19 protein-coding genes are annotated in these 18,267 nt (G+C 67.3%); 7 read left to right on the top strand and 12 right to left on the bottom strand.

All coding sequences use genetic code 11. From position 1 onward, the window contains the following. Positions 1–47: 47 nt before the first annotated feature. From ACFPMG_RS06255 to ACFPMG_RS06235, 5 genes are all read right to left on the bottom strand, one after another. Positions 48–1,262 (bottom strand): ABC transporter substrate-binding protein, encoded by a 1,215-nt coding sequence (locus ACFPMG_RS06255; RefSeq protein ID WP_376994348.1) that lies wholly within the window; start codon positions 1,260–1,262, stop codon positions 48–50. Positions 1,263–1,305: 43 nt separating this feature from the next. Beyond that, a complete protein-coding gene (locus ACFPMG_RS06250) occupies positions 1,306–2,028 on the bottom strand; it encodes an ABC transporter ATP-binding protein (RefSeq protein ID WP_376994347.1) in 723 nt (240 codons plus the stop codon). Then, a complete protein-coding gene (locus ACFPMG_RS06245; protein WP_376994346.1) occupies positions 2,021–2,776 on the bottom strand; it encodes an ABC transporter ATP-binding protein in 756 nt (251 codons plus the stop codon). The genes ACFPMG_RS06250 and ACFPMG_RS06245 overlap by 8 nt, the downstream gene beginning before the upstream one ends. 332 nt (positions 2,777–3,108) lie before the next feature. Continuing rightward, positions 3,109–3,582, bottom strand: coding sequence for a MarR family winged helix-turn-helix transcriptional regulator (locus ACFPMG_RS06240; protein WP_014240398.1), 474 nt, complete (start codon positions 3,580–3,582; stop codon positions 3,109–3,111). Between the two features lie 409 nt (positions 3,583–3,991). Continuing rightward, a complete protein-coding gene (locus ACFPMG_RS06235) occupies positions 3,992–5,068 on the bottom strand; it encodes an enoyl-CoA hydratase/isomerase family protein (RefSeq protein WP_376994345.1) in 1,077 nt (358 codons plus the stop codon). A 167-nt stretch (positions 5,069–5,235) separates the two neighbouring features. Between ACFPMG_RS06235 and ACFPMG_RS06230 the strand changes: the two genes are divergently transcribed. From ACFPMG_RS06230 to ACFPMG_RS06210, 5 genes are all read left to right on the top strand, one after another. After that, positions 5,236–6,204: a diacylglycerol/lipid kinase family protein gene (locus ACFPMG_RS06230; protein WP_376994344.1), complete on the top strand. Its 969-nt coding sequence runs from the start codon at positions 5,236–5,238 to the stop codon at positions 6,202–6,204. A gap of 25 nt (positions 6,205–6,229) precedes the next feature. Further along, a complete protein-coding gene (locus tag ACFPMG_RS06225; protein WP_094302146.1) occupies positions 6,230–7,078 on the top strand; it encodes a metallophosphoesterase family protein in 849 nt (282 codons plus the stop codon). Between the two features lie 63 nt (positions 7,079–7,141). Next, the gene (gene hemB, locus ACFPMG_RS06220) at positions 7,142–8,155 is read left to right on the top strand and encodes a porphobilinogen synthase (RefSeq protein WP_014240393.1); all 1,014 of its coding nucleotides are present in this window, start codon (positions 7,142–7,144) and stop codon (positions 8,153–8,155) included. A 62-nt stretch (positions 8,156–8,217) separates the two neighbouring features. Further along, on the top strand, positions 8,218–8,799 hold the full coding sequence (locus ACFPMG_RS06215; protein ID WP_417281700.1) for a YbhB/YbcL family Raf kinase inhibitor-like protein: 582 nt from the start codon (positions 8,218–8,220) through the stop codon (positions 8,797–8,799). A gap of 65 nt (positions 8,800–8,864) precedes the next feature. Continuing rightward, on the top strand, positions 8,865–9,731 hold the full coding sequence (locus ACFPMG_RS06210) for a helix-turn-helix transcriptional regulator (protein ID WP_376994343.1): 867 nt from the start codon (positions 8,865–8,867) through the stop codon (positions 9,729–9,731). Here ACFPMG_RS06210 and ACFPMG_RS06205 read toward each other — a convergent pair whose 3' ends face one another. Genes ACFPMG_RS06205 through dapA form a run of 3 tightly spaced genes read right to left on the bottom strand, consistent with a single transcriptional unit; the run spans position 9,732 to position 12,162 of the window. Further along, positions 9,732–10,760, bottom strand: coding sequence for a methyltransferase (locus tag ACFPMG_RS06205; protein WP_376994342.1), 1,029 nt, complete (start codon positions 10,758–10,760; stop codon positions 9,732–9,734). It abuts the gene before it with no gap. Positions 10,761–10,773: 13 nt separating this feature from the next. Continuing rightward, positions 10,774–11,250 (bottom strand): SsrA-binding protein SmpB, encoded by a 477-nt coding sequence (smpB, locus tag ACFPMG_RS06200; protein ID WP_038527736.1) that lies wholly within the window; start codon positions 11,248–11,250, stop codon positions 10,774–10,776. A gap of 36 nt (positions 11,251–11,286) precedes the next feature. Next, complete coding sequence (gene dapA / locus ACFPMG_RS06195) at positions 11,287–12,162, bottom strand: 4-hydroxy-tetrahydrodipicolinate synthase (RefSeq protein WP_376994341.1); 876 nt, start codon at positions 12,160–12,162, stop codon at positions 11,287–11,289. Positions 12,163–12,240: 78 nt separating this feature from the next. On the opposite strand from dapA, the gene ACFPMG_RS06190 reads away from it, so the two are divergent. After that, on the top strand, positions 12,241–14,217 hold the full coding sequence (locus ACFPMG_RS06190; protein ID WP_376994340.1) for a lytic transglycosylase domain-containing protein: 1,977 nt from the start codon (positions 12,241–12,243) through the stop codon (positions 14,215–14,217). Between the two features lie 263 nt (positions 14,218–14,480). Beyond that, positions 14,481–14,708 carry a hypothetical protein gene (locus ACFPMG_RS06185; protein ID WP_103039011.1) on the top strand — a complete coding sequence of 76 codons (228 nt, stop codon included), beginning with the start codon at positions 14,481–14,483 and terminating at the stop codon, positions 14,706–14,708. A gap of 33 nt (positions 14,709–14,741) precedes the next feature. On the opposite strand, the gene mltG is transcribed toward ACFPMG_RS06185, so the two are convergent. The 4 genes from mltG to fabG form a co-directional block, all read right to left on the bottom strand. Beyond that, positions 14,742–15,743 carry an endolytic transglycosylase MltG gene (gene mltG / locus ACFPMG_RS06180; RefSeq protein ID WP_376994339.1) on the bottom strand — a complete coding sequence of 334 codons (1,002 nt, stop codon included), beginning with the start codon at positions 15,741–15,743 and terminating at the stop codon, positions 14,742–14,744. A gap of 26 nt (positions 15,744–15,769) precedes the next feature. Continuing rightward, entirely contained in the window at positions 15,770–17,032 is a 1,263-nt protein-coding gene (gene fabF / locus ACFPMG_RS06175; protein WP_376994338.1) for a beta-ketoacyl-ACP synthase II, read from the bottom strand. A gap of 86 nt (positions 17,033–17,118) precedes the next feature. Continuing rightward, positions 17,119–17,358, bottom strand: a complete 240-nt coding sequence (locus ACFPMG_RS06170) for an acyl carrier protein (protein ID WP_014240383.1) — start codon at positions 17,356–17,358, stop codon at positions 17,119–17,121. Positions 17,359–17,527: 169 nt separating this feature from the next. Next, a complete protein-coding gene (gene fabG / locus ACFPMG_RS06165; RefSeq protein WP_014240382.1) occupies positions 17,528–18,265 on the bottom strand; it encodes a 3-oxoacyl-[acyl-carrier-protein] reductase in 738 nt (245 codons plus the stop codon). Between the last annotated feature and the right edge of the window lie 2 nt (positions 18,266–18,267).

The following is an 18,267-nucleotide window of genomic DNA, read 5'->3' as shown; positions in this document are numbered from 1 at the left end:
CCCGTCCCCGCACGCGGCGACGGACGGAACGCCGGGGCGGGCGGGGATCAGCCCGGCAGCTTGCAGCCGCTTTCCGCCATGGTGGCGAAGGCTTCGTCACCGGGGATGGTGCGGATGATCTCGTAATAATCCCACGGCCCCTTGGACTCGCTGGGCTTCTTCACGCGGGCCAGATACATGTCGTGGACCATGCGCCCGTTCGGCAGGATCTTGCCGTTCTTGGCGAACATGTCGTTGACCGGCATCTCCTTCATCTTGGCGGAGACGGTCGGCCCGTCGTCGGTCCCCGCCGCCTCAATGGCCTTCAGGTAGTGCTTCACCGAGGAGTAGCTGCCGGCCTGCACCATGGTCGGCATCTTGCCGGTCTTCGCCTTGTACTTCTCCGACCAGGCGCGCTTCTCGTCGTCCATGTCCCAGTAGAAGCCGGTGGTCAGGACGAGGTCCTGGGCGACCTGGAGCCCCAGAGCGTGCACGTCCGAGAGGAAGATCAGCAGCCCGGCCAGCTTCTGCTGCCCGCTCTGCGTCAGGCCGAACTCCGACGCCTGCTTGATCGAGGTGATGGTGTCGCCGCCGGCGTTGGCGAGGCCGATGACCTGCGCGCCCGACGACTGCGCCTGCAGCAGGAAGGAGGAGAAGTCCGCCGTGTTCAGCGGCGCGCGCACCGCGCCCACGACCGTGCCGCCGGCCTTCTTCACCTGCGCCGCCGTGTCGGTTTCAAGCTGGTGGCCGAAGGCGTAGTCGGCGGTCAGGAAGAACCAGCTTTTGCCGCCCTCCTTCACGATGGCCTGACCGGTGCCGACGGCCAGCGCGCGGGTGTCGTAGGCCCAGTGGAAGCCGGTGGGCGAGCAGGCGTCGCCGGTCAGGCGCGAGGTCGCCGGCCCCTGCATCAGGAAAATCTTCTTCTTCTCGCGCGTCACCTCCTGCACCGCCAGAGCGACGCCGGAGTTCGGCACGTCGACGATGACGTCCACCCCGTCGCGGTCGATCCATTCGCGGGACAGGTTTGAGCCGATGTCCGGTTTGTTCTGGTGGTCGGCCGCGACGACCTCGATGGGCTTGCCCAGGATCTTGCCGCCCACCTCCTCGACCGCCATGCGGACGGCGACCGCCGAGCCCTCGCCGCCGAGGTCGGCGTAGAGGCCGGAGCGGTCGTTGAGGACGCCGATCTTTACGACGTCGCCCGAAACCTTGCCCTGCTGGGCCTGCGCAGAACCGACGGCCAGCGCGGCGAGCGCCGCTCCGGCAAGCAGACGTGCAATCATTCCATTCCTCCCGGTTCGAATTCGAACGTTTCTGCTTGTTGATTCAGACACCCAGGTACGTGTGCAGCTTCTCCATGTTGGCGGCGAGCTGGTTATTCGGGATCATGTCCACCACGTGACCTTCCTCCATCATGTAATGGCGGTCGGCGATGGTGGCGGCGAAGCGGAAGTTCTGCTCCACCAGCAGGACGGTGAAGCCGCGCTGCTTCAATTTGCGGACGGCTACCCCGATCTGCTCGATGATCACCGGAGCCAGACCCTCCGTCGGCTCGTCGAGAAGGATCATGGTGGCGCCGGTGCGCAGGATGCGCGCGATGGCCAGCATCTGCTGCTCGCCGCCCGACAGGCGCGTGCCCTGGGTCGAACCCCGGCCCTGAAGGTTGGGGAACAGCTCGTGGATCTGCTGGACCGTCATGCCGCCGTTCTTCACGACGGGCGGCAGGGTCAGGTTCTCGTCGACGTTGAGCGAGGCGAAAATCCCGCGCTCCTCCGGGACATAGCCGATGCCGAGGCGGGGGATCTTGTGCGGCGCCATGCCGATCAGCTCCTGACCCTGGAATCGGATGGAGCCGGTGCGCTTGCCGACGATGCCCATGATGGAACGCATGGTGGTCGTCTTGCCGGCGCCGTTGCGGCCCAGCAGCGTCACCACCTCGCCCTGGCGGACCTCCAGGGTCACCCCGTGCAGGACGTGGCTTTCGCCGTAGAAGGCCTGGAGATCGGAAACCTCCAGCATCGCGGTCTTCACCGTTGCGCCGTCAGGCATGACCGCTCCCCATGTAGGCTTCCCGGACCTTCGGGTGGCGTGACACCTCGGCGTAGGGCCCCTCGGCCAGCACCTCGCCGCGGGCCAGGACGGTGATCCAGTCCGACAGGTTGGAGACCACGGACAGGTTGTGCTCCACCATCAGGATCGTGCGGTTGGCCGAGACCCGTTTGATCAGCGCCGCGATGCGGTCGATGTCCTCGTGCCCCATGCCGGCCATCGGCTCGTCCAGCAGCAGCATTTCCGGTTCCAGGGCCAGCGTCGTGGCGATCTCCAGCGCCCGCTTGCGGCCATAGGGAAGCTCCGCCGCCGGCCGGTGGGCGTAGCCGGCCAGCCCGACATCCTCCAGCAGTTCCATCGCCCGCCCGTTCAGCCGGTCGAGCACCGATTCCGATTTCCAGAACTGGAAGGAGTTGCCGAGCGGCCGTTGCAGGCCGACGCGCACATTCTCCAGCACCGTCAGATGCGGGAACACCGCGGAAATCTGAAAGGAGCGGATGATGCCCAGGCGCGCCACGTCCGCCGGCTTCACCGCGGTGATGTCGCGCCCGTTGAACAGGATGTTTCCGTTGCTGGGCTGAAGGAACTTGGTGAGCAGATTGAAAACGGTCGTTTTTCCGGCCCCGTTGGGACCGATCAGCGCATGGATGGACCCCCGTTTCACCCGCAGGCTGACATCGCGGACGGCGACGAAGCCCCGGAATTCCTTGGTCAGTCCGCGCGTTTCCAGAATGACGTCACTTGCCATATCCTCCCCATTCCCTGTTTTCAGCAGCCTTCCGCGAGACCGCCTGTTGTTTGGTTCAGGTTATCAGCAATCTGTCACACGTACAGCTTACGGAAAGAACTTAATCCCGTCCATCCGGAAGCATCGAAGGCGTGACAAAGCACGGCCGGACGGCAGAGCCGCAGGCAAAAAGGGCCTGTGGAAGGCCGGAACGCGGGCATGAAAAAAGCGGCCACGCAGGGCCGCACACCGACTCGCGGCACGCCCCCGGTTCAAAAGCCGGGAGGCGTGCCTTTCTCTTTCGACGCAGGAGCCGGAAACCGCGGTACCGATACGACTCAGGCGGCCGCGGATCAGGCCGCCGAGGTCAGCGGAAAGCCGCTGTAGTCGAGCGATGCGGACCAGAAGCGTTCGAGCTTGCGCAGGGTCTCGTTCGCCTTGACCAGCTCCTCGTCGCTGAAGCCGGCCTTTTCCAGCGCCGTCAGGTGGCGCTCGAACATGCGGCTGATCTTCTCGCGGAGATCGAGGCCCTTCTCCGACAGGCGGACGCGCACCGACCGGCGGTCGTGCGGCGAGCGCTCCTGCCCGAGATAGCCGTTCTCGACCATCTTCTTCACGTTGTAGGACACGTTGGAGCCGAGATAGTAGCCGCGCGCCGTCAGCTCACCGACGGTCATCTCGTCTTCGCCGATGTTGTAGAGGATCAGGCTCTGGACGTTGTTGATGTCCTGGATACCGAGCCGGTCAAGCTCGGTCTTCAGCACCTCGAGAAAGTGGCGGTGAAGCCGTTCGATCAAGAGGATGCTTTCATAATAGGGTTTGCGCACCGCGGTCTCCTTTGGCTCGTACCGGACATGGGCCGACCTGTGGCCTTTCCGGGGTCCTTAAGGGGAGATTAACCGATCATTGTCCGGCAATCACCTCAATAATGCCCCAAAAGCACAGGCCGGGTTGTAGAACAGCCTGGCCCTGCGGAATATCCCCGTCCTGCCGCGCCAAGCCCCGTCGCGTGCCAGGAGATGCCAGGAATCCAGGCACCCCGGCGGCGTTCCCGCCCGGCGAACCGGGCGGCAAGCCGACCCGTCCCATCCGACCCCCGACAACAACCGTCAGGCACCAACAACGGTCAGGTTTGAGACAAGTCCCGCAAGGATTTCCCCGATACTAACGCAGAAACGCGCGGAATGTGCCTGCATCCGTGCACGTTCAGAGTGCAATAAAGGGGAGCGGGCCTCTTCATTCGGTAAAGTGCAAATCCCCGCCAACGGGTTCGGCGAAGTAACCGGCGACCTCTTCAGCCGTCACGTCGGCGAGAGTGGCCGGCGACCAGCGGGGATTCCGGTCCTTGTCGACCAGCGCCGCGCGGATGCCCTCGTAGACATCATGGCGGGCGAGGAAGGCGAGGCTGAGGCGAAGCTCCTGGATCATGCAGCCGTCGAAGTCCAGCTTGGCGCCGCGGCGCAGCGCCTCCAGCGTGACCTTCAGGCTGGTCGGCGACACTCGCTTCAGCGTGGCGAGCTGGCCGGCGGCCCACTCCGTGCCCTCGGCCTCCAGGGCGGCGACGATGGCCTCCACCGCATTGTGGGCGTAGCAGCGGTCGATGGCCGCGCGGTTGGCGGCGACCGGCGGTTCGCCGGCTTCCTCGCGATGGCGGGCAACCGCCTCGTCGGCCGGCACGCCATCGGCCAGCTCGGCGATCAGGGACTCCAGCCTGGCGCTGGGCACGAAGGCGTCGGCGGCGCCGACCTCGATCATGTCGGCCGCCTTCAGACGGTCGCCGGTCAGGCCCAGCCAGATGCCGACCTGTCCGGGCAGGCGCGGCAGGAAATAGGTGCCGCCGACGTCCGGATAGAGCCCGATTCCCGTCTCCGGCATGGCGAACATCGTCCGCTCGGTCACGATCCGGTGGGAGCCGTGCACCGACAGGCCGACGCCGCCGCCCATGCTGATGCCGTCGATCAGCGCGACATAGGGCTTCGGGCAGGTGTGGATCAGGCGGTTGAGGACATACTCCTCGCTGAAGAAGGCGCGGATGGACGCGCCGTCGTCCTGCCCCGCCTTGGCGGCCTTGCCCGTCTCGTACAGGTTCACCACGTCGCCGCCGGCGCAGAAGGCCTTTTCCCCCGCGCCCTGCACGACGATGGCCTTGACCTCGGGATCGGCGATCCACGCACGCAGCTGCGGATCGAACAGGCGAATCATGCCCAGCGTCAGGGCGTTCAGCGCCTTCGGGCGGTTCAGCGTCACCAGCCCGATGGAGCCGCGGCGTTCGAACTGGATCTCGGCGAACTGAGTCTCGGCGGGGTCGCTCATGGTTCCGGTCGTTTCCATTTGTTCGTTTGTGGGGCGAATTGATCGGTTTCGGGCGATGATACGGGTGGCGGGCGGCGTGTCAAACCGCGGTTTCGCAGCGCAGCGTCGCGGAACACCGCCCCGGCCTCAGCCGTTGCCGCACCCACAGTCATGAGCGGGACAGTTCCATGATGGCAGCCTCAGCAGCGCAAGCGTCACGTCAGGAGGGGCCGGGCCGCAAGACGGCCATCATCCTCAACCGGTCCGCGGGGACGCTGGCCGGACAGCCGATCGACGGCACGGTGGCGGCGATCCGCAGCGCCTTCGAGCGGCACGGGGCGGAGGTGTCGCTGACCGCGGTGGAGCCGGCCGATTGCGCGTCGGAAATCCGCAAGGCCATCGACTCCGACGCGGAACTGGTCATCGTCGGCGGCGGCGACGGGACCATCCACACCGCGGTCAACATGATCCTGCCCACCGGCAAGATCCTGGGCATCCTGCCGCTCGGCACCATGAATCTGCTGGCGCGCGACCTGAAGACGCCGCTGGACCTCGACGAGGCTTACGAGGCCCTGGCCGCCGGCGAGGTGAGCAGCATCGACGTGGCGGAGGTGAACGGCGAGGTCTACCTGAACAGCTCGGTCCTCGGCTTCTACCCGCAGGTGGTGCAGGAGCGCGAGGAGAAGCGCAAGCGGCACCGCTTGCTGAAATGGCCGGCGATGGCGCTCGCCATGGTCCGCACCATCCGCCGCCTGCCCCTGCTGGACGTGCGGATCGACTGGGGCGACGGGCCACGCCGCGTACGCACCCCGATTCTGGTGGTCTCCAACAACCCCTTCGACGGCACGGCGGGCAGCATGCTCCTGCGCCGCGACCGGCTCGATTCCGGCAAGCTCGGCGTCTATGTGGCGCGGCAGCGCGACCCTTGGGGCCTGCTGCGGCTGATGGGGCGCACCGTGCTCGGAACCTGGCAGCAGGATGAGGAGTTGGAGACGCTGACGGCCACGCAACTGACGGTGCACAGCCGGCGGCGGCGGCTGAAGATGGTCAACGATGGTGAAATCCTGCAGATGGAGCCGCCGCTGAACTACCGCATCCGTCACAAGGCGCTGAAGATCCTGCTGCCCAAGGCGGTCCCCGAAGGGGACGGCGCGTGACGGGAATGACTGCCGGGGAGGTGTCGTGAAGAAGCTCGCCCATATCTCGGACCTGCATTTCGGGCGGATCGACCCGCTGGTGGTCGACGGCCTGCTGGCCGACCTGACGGCGGCGCAGCCCGACCTGATCGTCATCTCCGGCGATCTGGTCCAGCGCGCCAAGGCCCGCCATTTCCTGGAGGCGCGGGCCTTCCTGGAAAAGCTGCCCTTCCCCTACCTGGTCGTGCCGGGCAATCACGACATCCCGGTCTACAATGTGGTGCGCCGCTTCCTCGACCCGTTCGGCAACTACAAGCGCTACATCACCACCGACCTCAGCCCTTTCCACATCGATTCGGAAATCGCCGTTCTGGGGATCAACACGGCGCGCTCCGTCATCACGGATTTTTCCGAAGGGCGCATGAACAAGGCCCAGATCAAGCGCGTGCGCGAGGTCTTCTGCGAGGTGCCGGACACCGTCTTCAAGGTGCTGTTCACCCACCACCCCTTCCTGCCGCCGCCCGACGCGCCGAAGACGAAGCTGGTCGGGCGGCACAAGCTGGCCCTGCCGGCGCTGGAAAGCTGCGGGGTGGACCTGCTGCTGGCCGGGCACCTGCACCGTGCCTATTCCGGCGACATCATGACCCACCACACCCAGGTTGCCCGCTCCATCCTGGTCGCCCAGGCCTCCACCGCGACCTCCACGCGGCTGCGCAACGAGGCCAACGCCTACAACCTCATCGCCATCGAGCCGCCGCGCGTCACCTTCGAGGTGCGGTCCTGGGAAGGAGCGGCCTTCACCGGCGGGCTCGTCTCGCAATGGCGCAAGGACGGGCACCGCTGGGTCATGGAGATGCAGGACTCGGGATTCAGACCTGTGAGCGGTGCGGCTTGAGTCGCGGCGGCCATGCGGCGTAGGATCGCGCCGCAAGTTTTAAGAGCACATCAGGTCCCCCGCATGTCCGCTTCGCATTTCCGGTCCCCGGCGTCCTTCCCGCGCACCCGGCTGCGCCGCAACCGCGCCGACGCCTGGACCCGCCGCCTCGTCGCCGAGAACCGCCTGACCGTGGACGACCTGATCTGGCCGGTCTTCGTCATCGAGGGGCAGAACCAGCGGGTGCCCGTGGCCTCCATGCCCGGCGTGGAGCGGCTGACCATCGACCTGCTGACCGAGGCGGTGGCCGCGGCCGGCGACCTCGGCATCCCCTGCGTCGCCCTGTTCCCGGTGGTCGGCGCCGAGGGCAAGTCGGAGGACGCGGCGGAGGCCTACCGCCCCGACAACCTGATGAACCGCGCCATCCGCGCGCTGAAGGCCGCGGTGCCGCACGTCGGCATCCTGGGCGATGTGGCGCTGGACCCCTACACCACCCACGGCCACGACGGGCTGATGCGCGACGGCTACATCCAGAACGACGAGACGGTCGAGGTGCTGGCCCGGCAGGCGCTGTCGCAGGCCGACGCCGGCGTGGACATCGTTGCCCCGTCGGACATGATGGACGGGCGCATCGGCCTGATCCGCGACCGGCTGGACAGCCATGGGCATGAGCTGGTGCGGCTGTGCTCCTACGCCGCCAAATACGCCTCGGCCTTCTACGGCCCGTTCCGCGACGCGGTGAATTCCGGCGGCTTCCTGAAGGGCGACAAGAAGACCTACCAGATGAACCCCGCCAACACCGACGAGGCCCTGCACGAGGTCGCCCTCGACCTTCAGGAGGGTGCGGACATGGTGATGGTGAAGCCCGGCCTGCCCTATCTGGACGTCATCCGCCGGGTAAAGGACACCTTCGCGGTTCCGACCTTCGCCTATCACGTCTCCGGCGAATACGCGATGCTGCGCGCCGCCGCGCAGAACGGCTGGCTTGATTACGACAAGGCGCTGCTGGAGACCCTGACCGGCTTCAAGCGCGCCGGCTGCGACGCCATCCTGACCTACGGCGCCGTCGATGCGGCGCGGCGGCTGCAGGAGGGCTGAGCCGTTCGGGCTCGTCTTTGAGCCGTTCGGGCGCACGGGTGTGCGGACGCTTTTTGTAGCATGTGGCCATCGCCGACCGATGGAGTTTCCCCATGCACAATCGTTCCGCTCTCCTGCTCGCCTCCATCCTTGCCATGGGCGCCGCCCCGGCCACCGCTTTTGAGCTGACCAGCCCCGACATCAAGGACGGGGCGCCTCTGGGCGAGCGGCATGTCTTCGCCGGCTTCGGCTGCACAGGGGAAAATCTCTCGCCAGCGTTGGCCTGGAAGGACGCACCGGCCGGCACGCGCAGCTTCGCGGTCACCGCCTACGACCCCGATGCGCCGACAGGCAGCGGCTGGTGGCATTGGATCGTCTTTAACCTTCCCGCCGCCACCCTGCGGCTTTCGGCCGGGGCTGGAAATCCGGACACGGGATTGCTTCCGGCCGGAGCGTTGCAAAGCCGCACCGACTTCGGCACGCCGGGCTACGGCGGTGCCTGTCCGCCGGTCGGCGACACACCACACCGCTACGTCTTCACCGTCCACGCATTGAAAACGGACAGCCTTCCGCTCGACGCGAACGCGTCGGGCGCCATGGTCGGCTTTCTACTGAACGCGAACCGCCTGGAAAAGGCCACGCTGACCGCGCGATACGGTCGATGAGCGTGCCGATGGGGCGCAGCGGACCTTGCCCGCGCGTCCCGGCGCCTCCTAGACTGGACGCCGCCATGACACCGGACCTCCTTCCCGCATTGTCCCGCTACGCCGCCCGCGACCTCCGACCGGGCTCCGGCGATCGCCCGCACCGTCCCGAATTGTGGGCGTTCGTGGCCCGCAACCGCGAACGCATCACGGACGTCCGCATAGAACGCACGGCCTTGATCGTGGTGATCGACGGAGCCAAGGAGGTCATCGACACCCGCGGCACCCACCATTTTTCGAAGGGTTCGGCGATGCTGCTGCCGCCCGGCTGGATCGGCACGGTGGTGAACGCCCCGAGCGAGGCGACCGGGCATTACCGCGCCCTGATCCTGGAATTTCCGGGGGACATGGTCCGGCGGCTTCTCGACGCCCATCCCACCGCACGGGTCGGAACCCGGCAGCATCCGCGCGACTTCCGCGTGGCCCTGACGCCCGCCTTGGCCAGCGCGGTGGAGCATGCCGCCGCCGGCTTGGCCGTGGGTGCCACGCTCAGCCCACGCCTCGTCGAGCACCGCTGCATGGAAGTCCTGCTGGCCCTTCTGGACGACTGTGTGTGGTGGCTCGGGCACGGAATGCCCGGTGGCACGGCCGACGCGGTCCGCCAATTGGTCCGCGCCTATCCCGACCAGCCTTGGACAGCCAGGAGCGTCGCTGTCGAGATGGGGCTCAGCACGGGGACCTTGCGCCGACGCCTTGCCGATGAAGACGCCTCCGTACGGCGCATCCTGACGGAGGAGCGTGTCGCTCACGCCCGTCGGTTGCTGGAAAGCGACGGCCTGTCCGTGCAGGAAGCCGCGGAGGCGGTTGGCTACACCTCCCGCTCCCACTTCGCCCGACGGGTTCGGGCCGTCACGGGCGCGAACCCGTCGGACCTGCGTGGCGATGGTCGCTGATTACTTCGGCGTGCCCTTCCACACCTGGAACTGCGGCGTTTCCAGCAGCAGGTCGGCGTGGCCGAAGGCCGTCTTGAACAGCTTGCCCACCCCCGCCGTCCTCTGGGTCACCGCGACCAGCGAGCCGCGCAGCTTCAGATACTGTTTGGTGCCGGCGACCAGCGCCTCCAGCATCCCGAAATCCTCGTCCTTGCCGCGGTGAAGCGGCGGGTTCGAGACGATCAGCCCGAAACGTTCCCGCGCGCCGAGCCCGGCCAGCCCATCGCTCAGCACGCATTCGGCGTCCGGCACATTCTGGCGGGCGGCGTGCAGGGCCACCGCGTCGATGTCCAGCAGGGTCAGCCGGGCGTCCGGCGTGCTTTCCCGCACCGCCCGAGCGATCACCCCGGCGCCGCAGCCGAAATCCAGAACGGCGGTGCCCGCCGCGATCTCCGGCAGGACCTGGAGGAGGCATTCCGTGCCGGTGTCGAGACGGCCATGGGCGAACAGGCCGGGGTAGGACACCAGATCGAGCGCCCCGTCACGCCCCGGCAGCGGCAGAGCGACGGTCTCCCGCCAATCCTCCAGATTGCCCCTGGCCGAATCGTTGGTCCGGCGGGTTTCCAGCAGGCGCGCGCGGCGCTTGATGGTCAGCGTCTCCACGCCTTCCGCCAGCCCGTCGAACCGCTTCGGCGCGGAGGTGATGCCCTCGTCGTTGCTGCCGGCGATCCACAGCGGCGCCCCCGCCGGCAGGCGGGCGGCCAGGGCGTGCAGCGCCATCTCGAAGGCGGCCCAGCCGCGCGGCAGGCGCAGGACCGCACCGTCGAAGGCACCATCCGCCGGCCAGGGCGTGGCCGGCTTGCCGTCCAGCGCCAGCCGGTGCCAGGAGACGACCTCCGCCCCGCCCTCGGCCAGGGCCTCTTCCATGGCGCCGTCGGTGTCGCCGGCCACCAGGATGCGGCCCTGCGGGCGGCGCTCGGCCAGGGCCTCCGCGGCGACGCCGGCCACGGTGGAATCGCGGTCGGTCGCGCGGTTGGACAGTCGGCTCACAGGTTTCTTCCTTTTATCCCCGGTCGCGCATCAGGCGCGCCTTGTCGCGCTGCCACGTCCGTTCCTTCTCGGACTCGCGCTTGTCGTGCTTCTTCTTGCCGGCGGCCAAGCCCACTTCGACCTTGGCGATGCCGCGGTCGTTGAAATAGACGGACATGGGGATCAGCGTGATCCCCTTCTGCTTGATGGCGCCCATGAGCTTGCTCAGCTCGCGGCGGTGCACCAGCAGCTTGCGCGGCCGCTTGGTCTCGTGCTGAAGCCAGCGTCCCGCCTGCCCGTATTCCGGGATGTAGGCGTTGAACAGGTACAGCTCCCCGTTCTTGAGGCCGGCGTACGCCTCGTTGATGCTGGCACGGCCGCCGCGCAACGACTTCACCTCGGTGCCGGTCAGGATCAGACCGGCCTCCATGGTGTCTTCGATGAAATAGTCGAAGCGTGCGCGGCGGTTCTGTGCCGCGATGCGCCTTGGTTCGGGCTCGCGGGCGGCCACGGATCCTCCTTCCCTGGGGCGGGGTGCTGCCGTCCCTTAGGACAGCAGCCCGGCCTTCTTCATCGCGTCGCGGACCGTGGTCCGCGTGCTCTCCGACGCGGCGACCAGCGGCAGGCGAACCTCGTCCGAGGACTTGCCGAGCAGGCTGGCGGCGTATTTCACCGGGGCCGGGCTCGTCTCCACGAACATGGAATCGTGCAGCGGGGTCAGCAGGTCGCGGTACGTGTAGGCGGTGGCGAGATCGCCCTTCCGCCAGGCGTCCTGCATCGCGGCGCACTGGGCCGGCGCGATGTTCGCCGTCACCGAGATGCAGCCGACGCCGCCCTGCGCGTTGAAGGCCAGCGCCGTCGCGTCCTCGCCCGAGAGCTGGATGAAGTCGGGACCGACCTCCTGCAGCAGGCGGACCGGGCGGGCCAGATCCGCCGTGGCGTCCTTCACGCCGATGATGTTCGGCAGCTTGGCGAGGCGGGCCATCGTTGCCACCGACATATCCACGACACTGCGGCCGGGAATGTTGTAGATAACGATCGGCAAATCCGCCGCGTCATGGATCGCTTTGAAATGCTGGTACAGACCTTCTTGCGTCGGCTTGTTGTAATAGGGCGTGACGACCAGCGCCGCGGTGGCGCCGGCCTTCTTGGCGTGCTGGGTCAGCGAGATCGCCTCCTCGGTGGAGTTCGATCCGGTGCCGGCGACGACCGGAACCTTCCCGCCCGCGGCCTCGATGCACAGCTCGACGACCCGGTTGTGCTCCTCGTGGGAGAGGGTGGGCGACTCGCCCGTGGTGCCGCACGGAACGAGACCGTGGGTGCCCTGCGCAACCTGCCACTCGACGAAGGACTGGAAGGCGGCCTCGTCCACTTTCCCGTTTTTAAACGGGGTCAAAAGAGCGACGATGGAACCGTACAACATGCCTGCCACCTCCGACGGACTTCAAGAAAAGTGTCGCGCACCTTAGCCGCACCCGTTCCCCCGAGCAAGAGCGCCCGGATGATCATCCGACATGCCACCCGTTCCGCCACCCATTCCGCCATTGCCGCCGCCCTGCTGGGGCTGATCGTGCTGGCCCAGCCCGCCGGGGCGGCCAGCCTGACGGCGCAGGACCTCGCCGTCTATCGGCAGGCCTTCAAGGCCGCCGACAACGACCGGCACGACGAGGCGCTGCGCCTCGCCGCCCAGGCGTCCAACAAGCTGCCGGCCAAGGTGATCCGCTGGATGGCCCTGGCGACTCCCGGCGGCGGCAGCTTCGACGAGATCGCCGCCTTCATCCGCGAGAACGGCGACTGGCCCAACCAGGCGCAGCTTCGCCGTCAGGCGGAAAAAGCGATGCCCATCGACCTGGACGAGGACCGGGTGCTCGCTTGGTTCAAGCAGTACCCGCCCCTGTCCAACGAAGGCTTCATGCGCCACGCCGACACCCTGCTGGCGACCGGCAACGCCGAGCGGGCGGTGCGGATGGTGCGCGACCGCTGGGTGGAGGCGAACTTCACCTCCGCGGACGAGGAGCAGTTCCTTGCCCGCTACCGCTCCCACCTGCGTCCGCAGGAGCACAAGGCGCGCATCGACCGCCTGCTGTGGGAGCGGCAGGAAGCCGCGGTGCGCCGCATGCTGCCCTTCTTCGACGAAGCCTACGACCTGCTGATCGAGGCGCGGATCGCGCTGGACGGCGACGCCAAGAACGCCGACGCGGCCCTCGCCCGTGTCCCCGCCTCCCTGCGCAACGACCCCGGCCTGCTGTTCGACCGCGCCCGCTACCGCCGCCGCAAGGGCGACGACGCGGGGGCGCTGGAGATCATCGCCCAGGCGCCCAAGGACATGGGCCGTCCGCAGGCCTGGTGGACCGAGCGCCACATCCTGGCTCGCCGCGCCATGGTGAACGGCGACCACAACCTCGCCTACCGGCTGGTCACGGCGCATGGGCAGACCGAGGGCAGCGGTGCTGCGGAGGCGGAGTTCCTCGCCGGCTTCCTGGCGCTGCGCTTCCTCGACGATCCGTCGAGCGCCTTCAACCACTTCCACAAGCTCTACCGCTCGGTCGGCGCGCCGATCAGCAAGGCGCGCGGCGCCTATTGGTGCGGGCGCGCGGCGGAGGCGCTGGGCCAGACGGCGCAGGCCAAGGACTGGTACGCCAAGGCCGCCCAGTATGGGACGACCTTCTACGGCCAGCTCGCCGCCCGCCACGCCGGGAACGGACGCATCACCCTGCCCGCCGAACCGCGCGTGTCCAATGCCGACGCCACCGCCTTCGAGCGGCGGGAGGTGGTGCGCGTGACCAAGCTGCTGGCCGAGATCGAGGGCAACACCGACGAGCGGGTGACCGCCTTCCTGCGCCGCATCAGCCTCGACGCCAAGGAGCCGGCGGATTACGTGCTGGCGGCCAAGCTGGCCCGCGAGGTCGGGCGCCGCGACCTCGCCGTCGCCGCCGCGAAGGACGCCGCGCAGAACGACGTGTTCCTGGTCGAAGCCGGCTACCCGATGATCGAGAGCCGGCCGTCCGCTCCGGAAATCGCCCTGGTGCACGCCATCATCCGGCAGGAGAGCACCTTCAACACCCGCGTGGTGTCGTCGGCCGGGGCGCGCGGCCTGATGCAGCTCATGCCCGGAACGGCGCAGCTGGTCGCCGGCAAGCTGGGGGTCAAGCACGACACCGCCAAGCTGATCAGCGACCCGGACTACAATGTGCGGCTCGGCTCGACCTATCTGGCGGACATGATCGACCGCTTCAACGGCTCCTACATCATGGCCATCGCCGCCTACAACGCCGGCCCGACCCGCGTGCGTCAATGGATCGACACCTACGGCGACCCGCGCGGCGAAGCCATCGACGCCGTGGACTGGCTGGAACTGATTCCGATCTACGAGACCCGCAACTACGTCCAACGAGTCATGGAGGCCATGCTGGTCTACCGGGCACGCATCCAGGGCGCCAAGGCCGAGCTGAATCTGGACAAGGACATTCGGCGATGACTTCCCGACGGTCCCTCGCCCACATCGGGCAAGGGACCGTCGGATCGATCAAAGACGAATATTCGAAAGTCACAAATGCCGGCTTATCTCTGTCACATACCAAAATCGAAATCGTCCAATTTTTGACGTTTTCGTCTGAAGTGGTAACTCTTCTTCCTGCCCGGAAGATGAATTGCATTTAATGCTCTATTAACCACAACCCGACAGAATTCCCACGCACGGACGGACCGTGTTTCTCTTTATTCCGTGATTGGGAGCCTACCATGCCAGCACCGATGGTCGCCGATGAAGTCCGCCAGGCGTGCCGCATCCACGCGCGCCTTTTAGACGCCTTCATCGCCTTGACGGAACAGGAAGTGGCGCAGCTCGCCCCTGGTTTCGCCGAGGAAAGCCTCATGGAATCGCTGGAGAAGATGCGGGCCGCCCGCAAGAGCTACGGCGCTCTGGGCGGTGTCGTCGCCCTGGACGTGGTGGCGTCGAACGCCGCCTGACCAACGGGCTTTCCGTTCGGGAACAGGGGACCGCTAATCCTGCGGCGTGTCCCCGTTGCCCGCACCACCCGACTGCCGACGCTGCACCTCGCGCCACTTGGCGACGTTCCGGTTGTGATCCGGCAAAGTCTTCGCGAAGACATGCCCGCCGGTGCCATCGGCGACGAAATACAGGAAGTCGTGCTTTTCCGGGTGCAAAGCCGCCTGGATGGACGCCCGTCCCGGGTTGGCGATCGGCCCCGGCGGAAGCCCTGCCGCGACGTATGTGTTGTAGGGCGACTCGAATTTCCAGTCGTTGCGGGTCAAGGCCCGCCCCAACTCCCCGCTGCCGTCGGTCAGCGCGTAGATCACCGTCGGGTCCGACTGGAGCTTCATGCCCGTCTCCAGGCGGTTGACGAAGACGCCTGCGACCTTGGCGCGCTCAGCCGCGACGCCGGTTTCCTTCTCCACGATGGACGCCATGGTCAGCGCCTGCTGCGGAGTTTCGTAAGGCAGGTCCGGACCGCGGTTTTTCCAGGCCTCGTTCAAAGCCTGGGTCATGGCGTGCTGCATCCGCTCGACCAGGGCCGAGCGCGAATCGCCGTAGGAATAGTGATAGGTTTCAGGCAGGAGCGTTCCGTCCTTCGGAAGCGCCTTCAACTCGCCGTTCAGCGCCGGCTCGGCGTCGAGCAGGGCCGCCACCTGGGCGGATGTGAGCCCCTCCGGCACCGTGAAGCGGCGGACCACGGTCTTGCCCTGGTGCAGCATCTCCAGCACGCCGTCGACGCTGATTCCCGCCGGGAACGCATACTCGCCCGCCTTCAGCGGACCCTGGAGCTTCGCGGCGAACAGGAAGAGGATCGGAGAATCGACGACCCCCGCATCCTCCAAGGTCAGCGCGATCGCTTCCAGCCCGCTGCCGCGCGGGATGACCACCGTCTCGGCATGCTCAAGCGGTCCGGGGGCCATCACGCGGAGGGCCCCCCAGAACACCAAACCGCTGCCCGCGGTGAGGACGGTCAACGCCCCCGCCGCGATTCGGAGGCCCCAACCCATCGGCGGTCTCCGCGATGCTTCGCCGCTCAGGCGAATTCCTTGAAGATCAGCGAGGCGTTGGTGCCGCCGAAGCCGAAGGAGTTCGACAGCGCGGCCCGCACGCGGCGCTCCTGCGCAACCTTCGGAACGAGGTTGACGCCGAGGCAGCTCTCCGACGGGTTCTCAAGGTTCAGCGTCGGCGGAACCAGGCTGTGGTTGATCGCCTTGATCGAGTAGATCGCCTCGACCGCGCCGGCGGCACCCAGCAGGTGGCCGATGGCCGACTTGGTGGAGGACATGGCGAGCTTGTCCATCGCCCCACCGAACAGACGCTTCACCGCGCCCAGCTCGATCTCGTCGCCCAGCGGCGTCGAGGTGCCGTGCGCGTTGACATAATCGATGTCCGACGGCTCCAGTCCGGCCCGCTTCAGCGCGTTGCGCATGGCGCGGAACCCACCGTTGCCATCCTCCGCCGGGGCGGAGATGTGGTAGGCGTCGCCGGACATGCCGTAGCCGATCACTTCGGCGTAGATGTGGGCGCCGCGCTTCTTGGCGTGCTCCAGCTCTTCAAGGACGACGACGCCGGCGCCCTCGCCGATCACGAAGCCGTCGCGGTCCTTGTCGTAAGGGCGCGACGCCTTTTCCGGCGTGTCGTTGAAATTCGTCGACAGGGCGCGCATGGCGGCGAAACCGCCGACGCCCAGGCGGCTGACCGCCGCCTCCGTGCCGCCGGCGACCATCACGTCCGCGTCACCCAGCATGATCAGGCGCGAGGCATCGCCGATGGCGTGCGCGCCGGTCGAGCAGGCCGTGACCACCGCGTGGTTCGGGCCCTTGAAGCCGTGCTGGATGGAGATGTGACCGGAGGCCAGATTGATGAGGCAGGCCGGAATGAAGAAGGGGGAGATGCGGCGCGGACCCTTTTCGGCCAGGGTGACCGCACCCTCGGCGATGCCCGGCAGACCGCCGATGCCCGAGCCCACCATGACGCCGGTGAGTTCGCGCTCTTCCTCGGTCTGGGGAACCCAGCCGGAATCCTTGATCGCTTCGTGGGCGGCGGCGATGGCGAAGATGATGAAATCATCCATCTTCCGCTGGTCCTTCGGCGGAACGAAGGCATCGGGGTTGAACAACCCGTCGCCGTTCCCGCGCGGAACCTGCCCGGCAACTTTCGAGGCCAGATCAGAGGCGTCAAAACCCGTGATGGCGCGGATGCCCGATTGGCCGGCGGTCAGACGCTCCCAGTTGAGCTTATGGCCGACACCGAGCGGCGTGACCAGACCAAGGCCGGTAACGACGACACGTCTCATGGGGTATTCCTTGACCTTTCCTCGGAAAACTCAGCGACGGCCAGGCCACTTCGGGAAGCTGCCTGGCCTCTCACGCCAGCGCCTGATCAGGCGGCGGCGTTCGCCTTGATGAAGTCGATGGCGTCCTTCACCGTCAGAATCTTCTCGGCGGCGTCGTCCGGAATCTCGCAGCCGAACTCCTCCTCGAAAGCCATAACCAGCTCGACCGTGTCGAGGCTGTCGGCGCCGAGATCGTCGATGAAGGAGGCGTTCTCCGTCACCTTCGACTCCTCGACCCCGAGGTGGTCCACAACGATCTTCTTAACGCGCTCGGCGACATCGCTCATTTTTTAAGACCTTCCAATCCTTGAGACCGCTCGGGCGAATTCGGCCGGCTCAACACGCGGCTGCGTGCCTTCCTGCCACAAAAAGCCCCGTCCGATAACACATTTTTACAGCCTTGACCAGCGCCCGCGGGAGCCGGTCCGAACCTGTGGTTCAGGCAGCGAATCCGCCTCAGATCATGGCCATGCCGCCGTTGATGTGCAGCGTCTGGCCGGTGACATAGGCGGCCTCATCGCTCGCCAGGTACACGACTCCGGCGGCGATTTCCCCCGGCTCGCCCATGCGGCCGGAAGGAATGGCGGTGAGCAGCTTGTCCTTCTGCTCGGAATTCAAAGCGTCGGTCATCGCCGTGGTGATGAAACCCGGCGCGACGCAGTTCACGGTGATGCCGCGCGACGCGACCTCCGCGGCCAGCGACTTCGACATGCCGATCATGCCGGCCTTGGAGGCGGCGTAGTTGGCTTGGCCGGGGTTGCCGGTGACGCCGACGATCGAGGTGATGCCGATGATGCGGCCCCAGCGGCGCTTCATCATGCCGCGCAGCACCGCGCGCGACAGGCGGAAGGCGGCGGTCAGGTTGACGTCCAGCACCGACTGCCAGTCGTCGTCCTTCATGCGCATGGCCAGCTGGTCGCGGGTCAGTCCGGCGTTGTTCACCAGGATGTCGATCTGGCCGAGGGCGGCCTCCGCGTCCTTGGCGAGCTGCTCGGTTCCGGCGGCGTCGGCGAGGTTGCCGGGCACCACCAGGGCGCGCTCGCCCAGTTCGGCGGCGAGCGCCTCCAGCGGGGCGACGCGGGTGCCGGACAGGGCGACGGTGGCGCCCTGCGCGTGCAGCGCGCGGGCGATCTGCGCCCCGATGCCACCCGAGGCGCCGGTGACCAGCGCCTTCTTTCCGGTCAGGTCGAACATGG

This window comes from Azospirillum himalayense, from assembly GCF_042657465.1.
GTDB classification, from domain to species: Bacteria; Pseudomonadota; Alphaproteobacteria; order Azospirillales; family Azospirillaceae; genus Azospirillum; species Azospirillum himalayense.
This window is presented reverse-complemented; position numbering and strand designations above follow the sequence as displayed.

Bases quoted from the DNA above. Each gene is read 5' to 3' on its own strand.
- ACFPMG_RS06245 (WP_376994346.1), bottom strand. From the start codon at position 2,776: ATGGCAAGTGACGTCATTCTGGAAACGCGCGGACTGACCAAGGAATTC.
- ACFPMG_RS06235 (WP_376994345.1), bottom strand. From the start codon at position 5,068: ATGAGCGACCCCGCCGAGACTCAGTTCGCCGAGATCCAGTTCGAACGC.
- ACFPMG_RS06210 (WP_376994343.1), top strand. From the start codon at position 8,865: ATGACACCGGACCTCCTTCCCGCATTGTCCCGCTACGCCGCCCGCGAC.
- ACFPMG_RS06185 (WP_103039011.1), top strand. From the start codon at position 14,481: ATGCCAGCACCGATGGTCGCCGATGAAGTCCGCCAGGCGTGCCGCATC.
- fabF (WP_376994338.1), bottom strand. From the start codon at position 17,032: ATGAGACGTGTCGTCGTTACCGGCCTTGGTCTGGTCACGCCGCTCGGT.
- hemB (WP_014240393.1), top strand. From the start codon at position 7,142: ATGTCCGCTTCGCATTTCCGGTCCCCGGCGTCCTTCCCGCGCACCCGG.
- ACFPMG_RS06250 (WP_376994347.1), bottom strand. From the start codon at position 2,028: ATGCCTGACGGCGCAACGGTGAAGACCGCGATGCTGGAGGTTTCCGAT.
- ACFPMG_RS06170 (WP_014240383.1), bottom strand. From the start codon at position 17,358: ATGAGCGATGTCGCCGAGCGCGTTAAGAAGATCGTTGTGGACCACCTC.
- mltG (WP_376994339.1), bottom strand. From the start codon at position 15,743: ATGGGTTGGGGCCTCCGAATCGCGGCGGGGGCGTTGACCGTCCTCACC.
- ACFPMG_RS06230 (WP_376994344.1), top strand. From the start codon at position 5,236: ATGATGGCAGCCTCAGCAGCGCAAGCGTCACGTCAGGAGGGGCCGGGC.
- fabG (WP_014240382.1), bottom strand. From the start codon at position 18,265: ATGTTCGACCTGACCGGAAAGAAGGCGCTGGTCACCGGCGCCTCGGGT.
- dapA (WP_376994341.1), bottom strand. From the start codon at position 12,162: ATGTTGTACGGTTCCATCGTCGCTCTTTTGACCCCGTTTAAAAACGGG.
- ACFPMG_RS06255 (WP_376994348.1), bottom strand. From the start codon at position 1,262: ATGATTGCACGTCTGCTTGCCGGAGCGGCGCTCGCCGCGCTGGCCGTC.
- ACFPMG_RS06190 (WP_376994340.1), top strand. From the start codon at position 12,241: ATGATCATCCGACATGCCACCCGTTCCGCCACCCATTCCGCCATTGCC.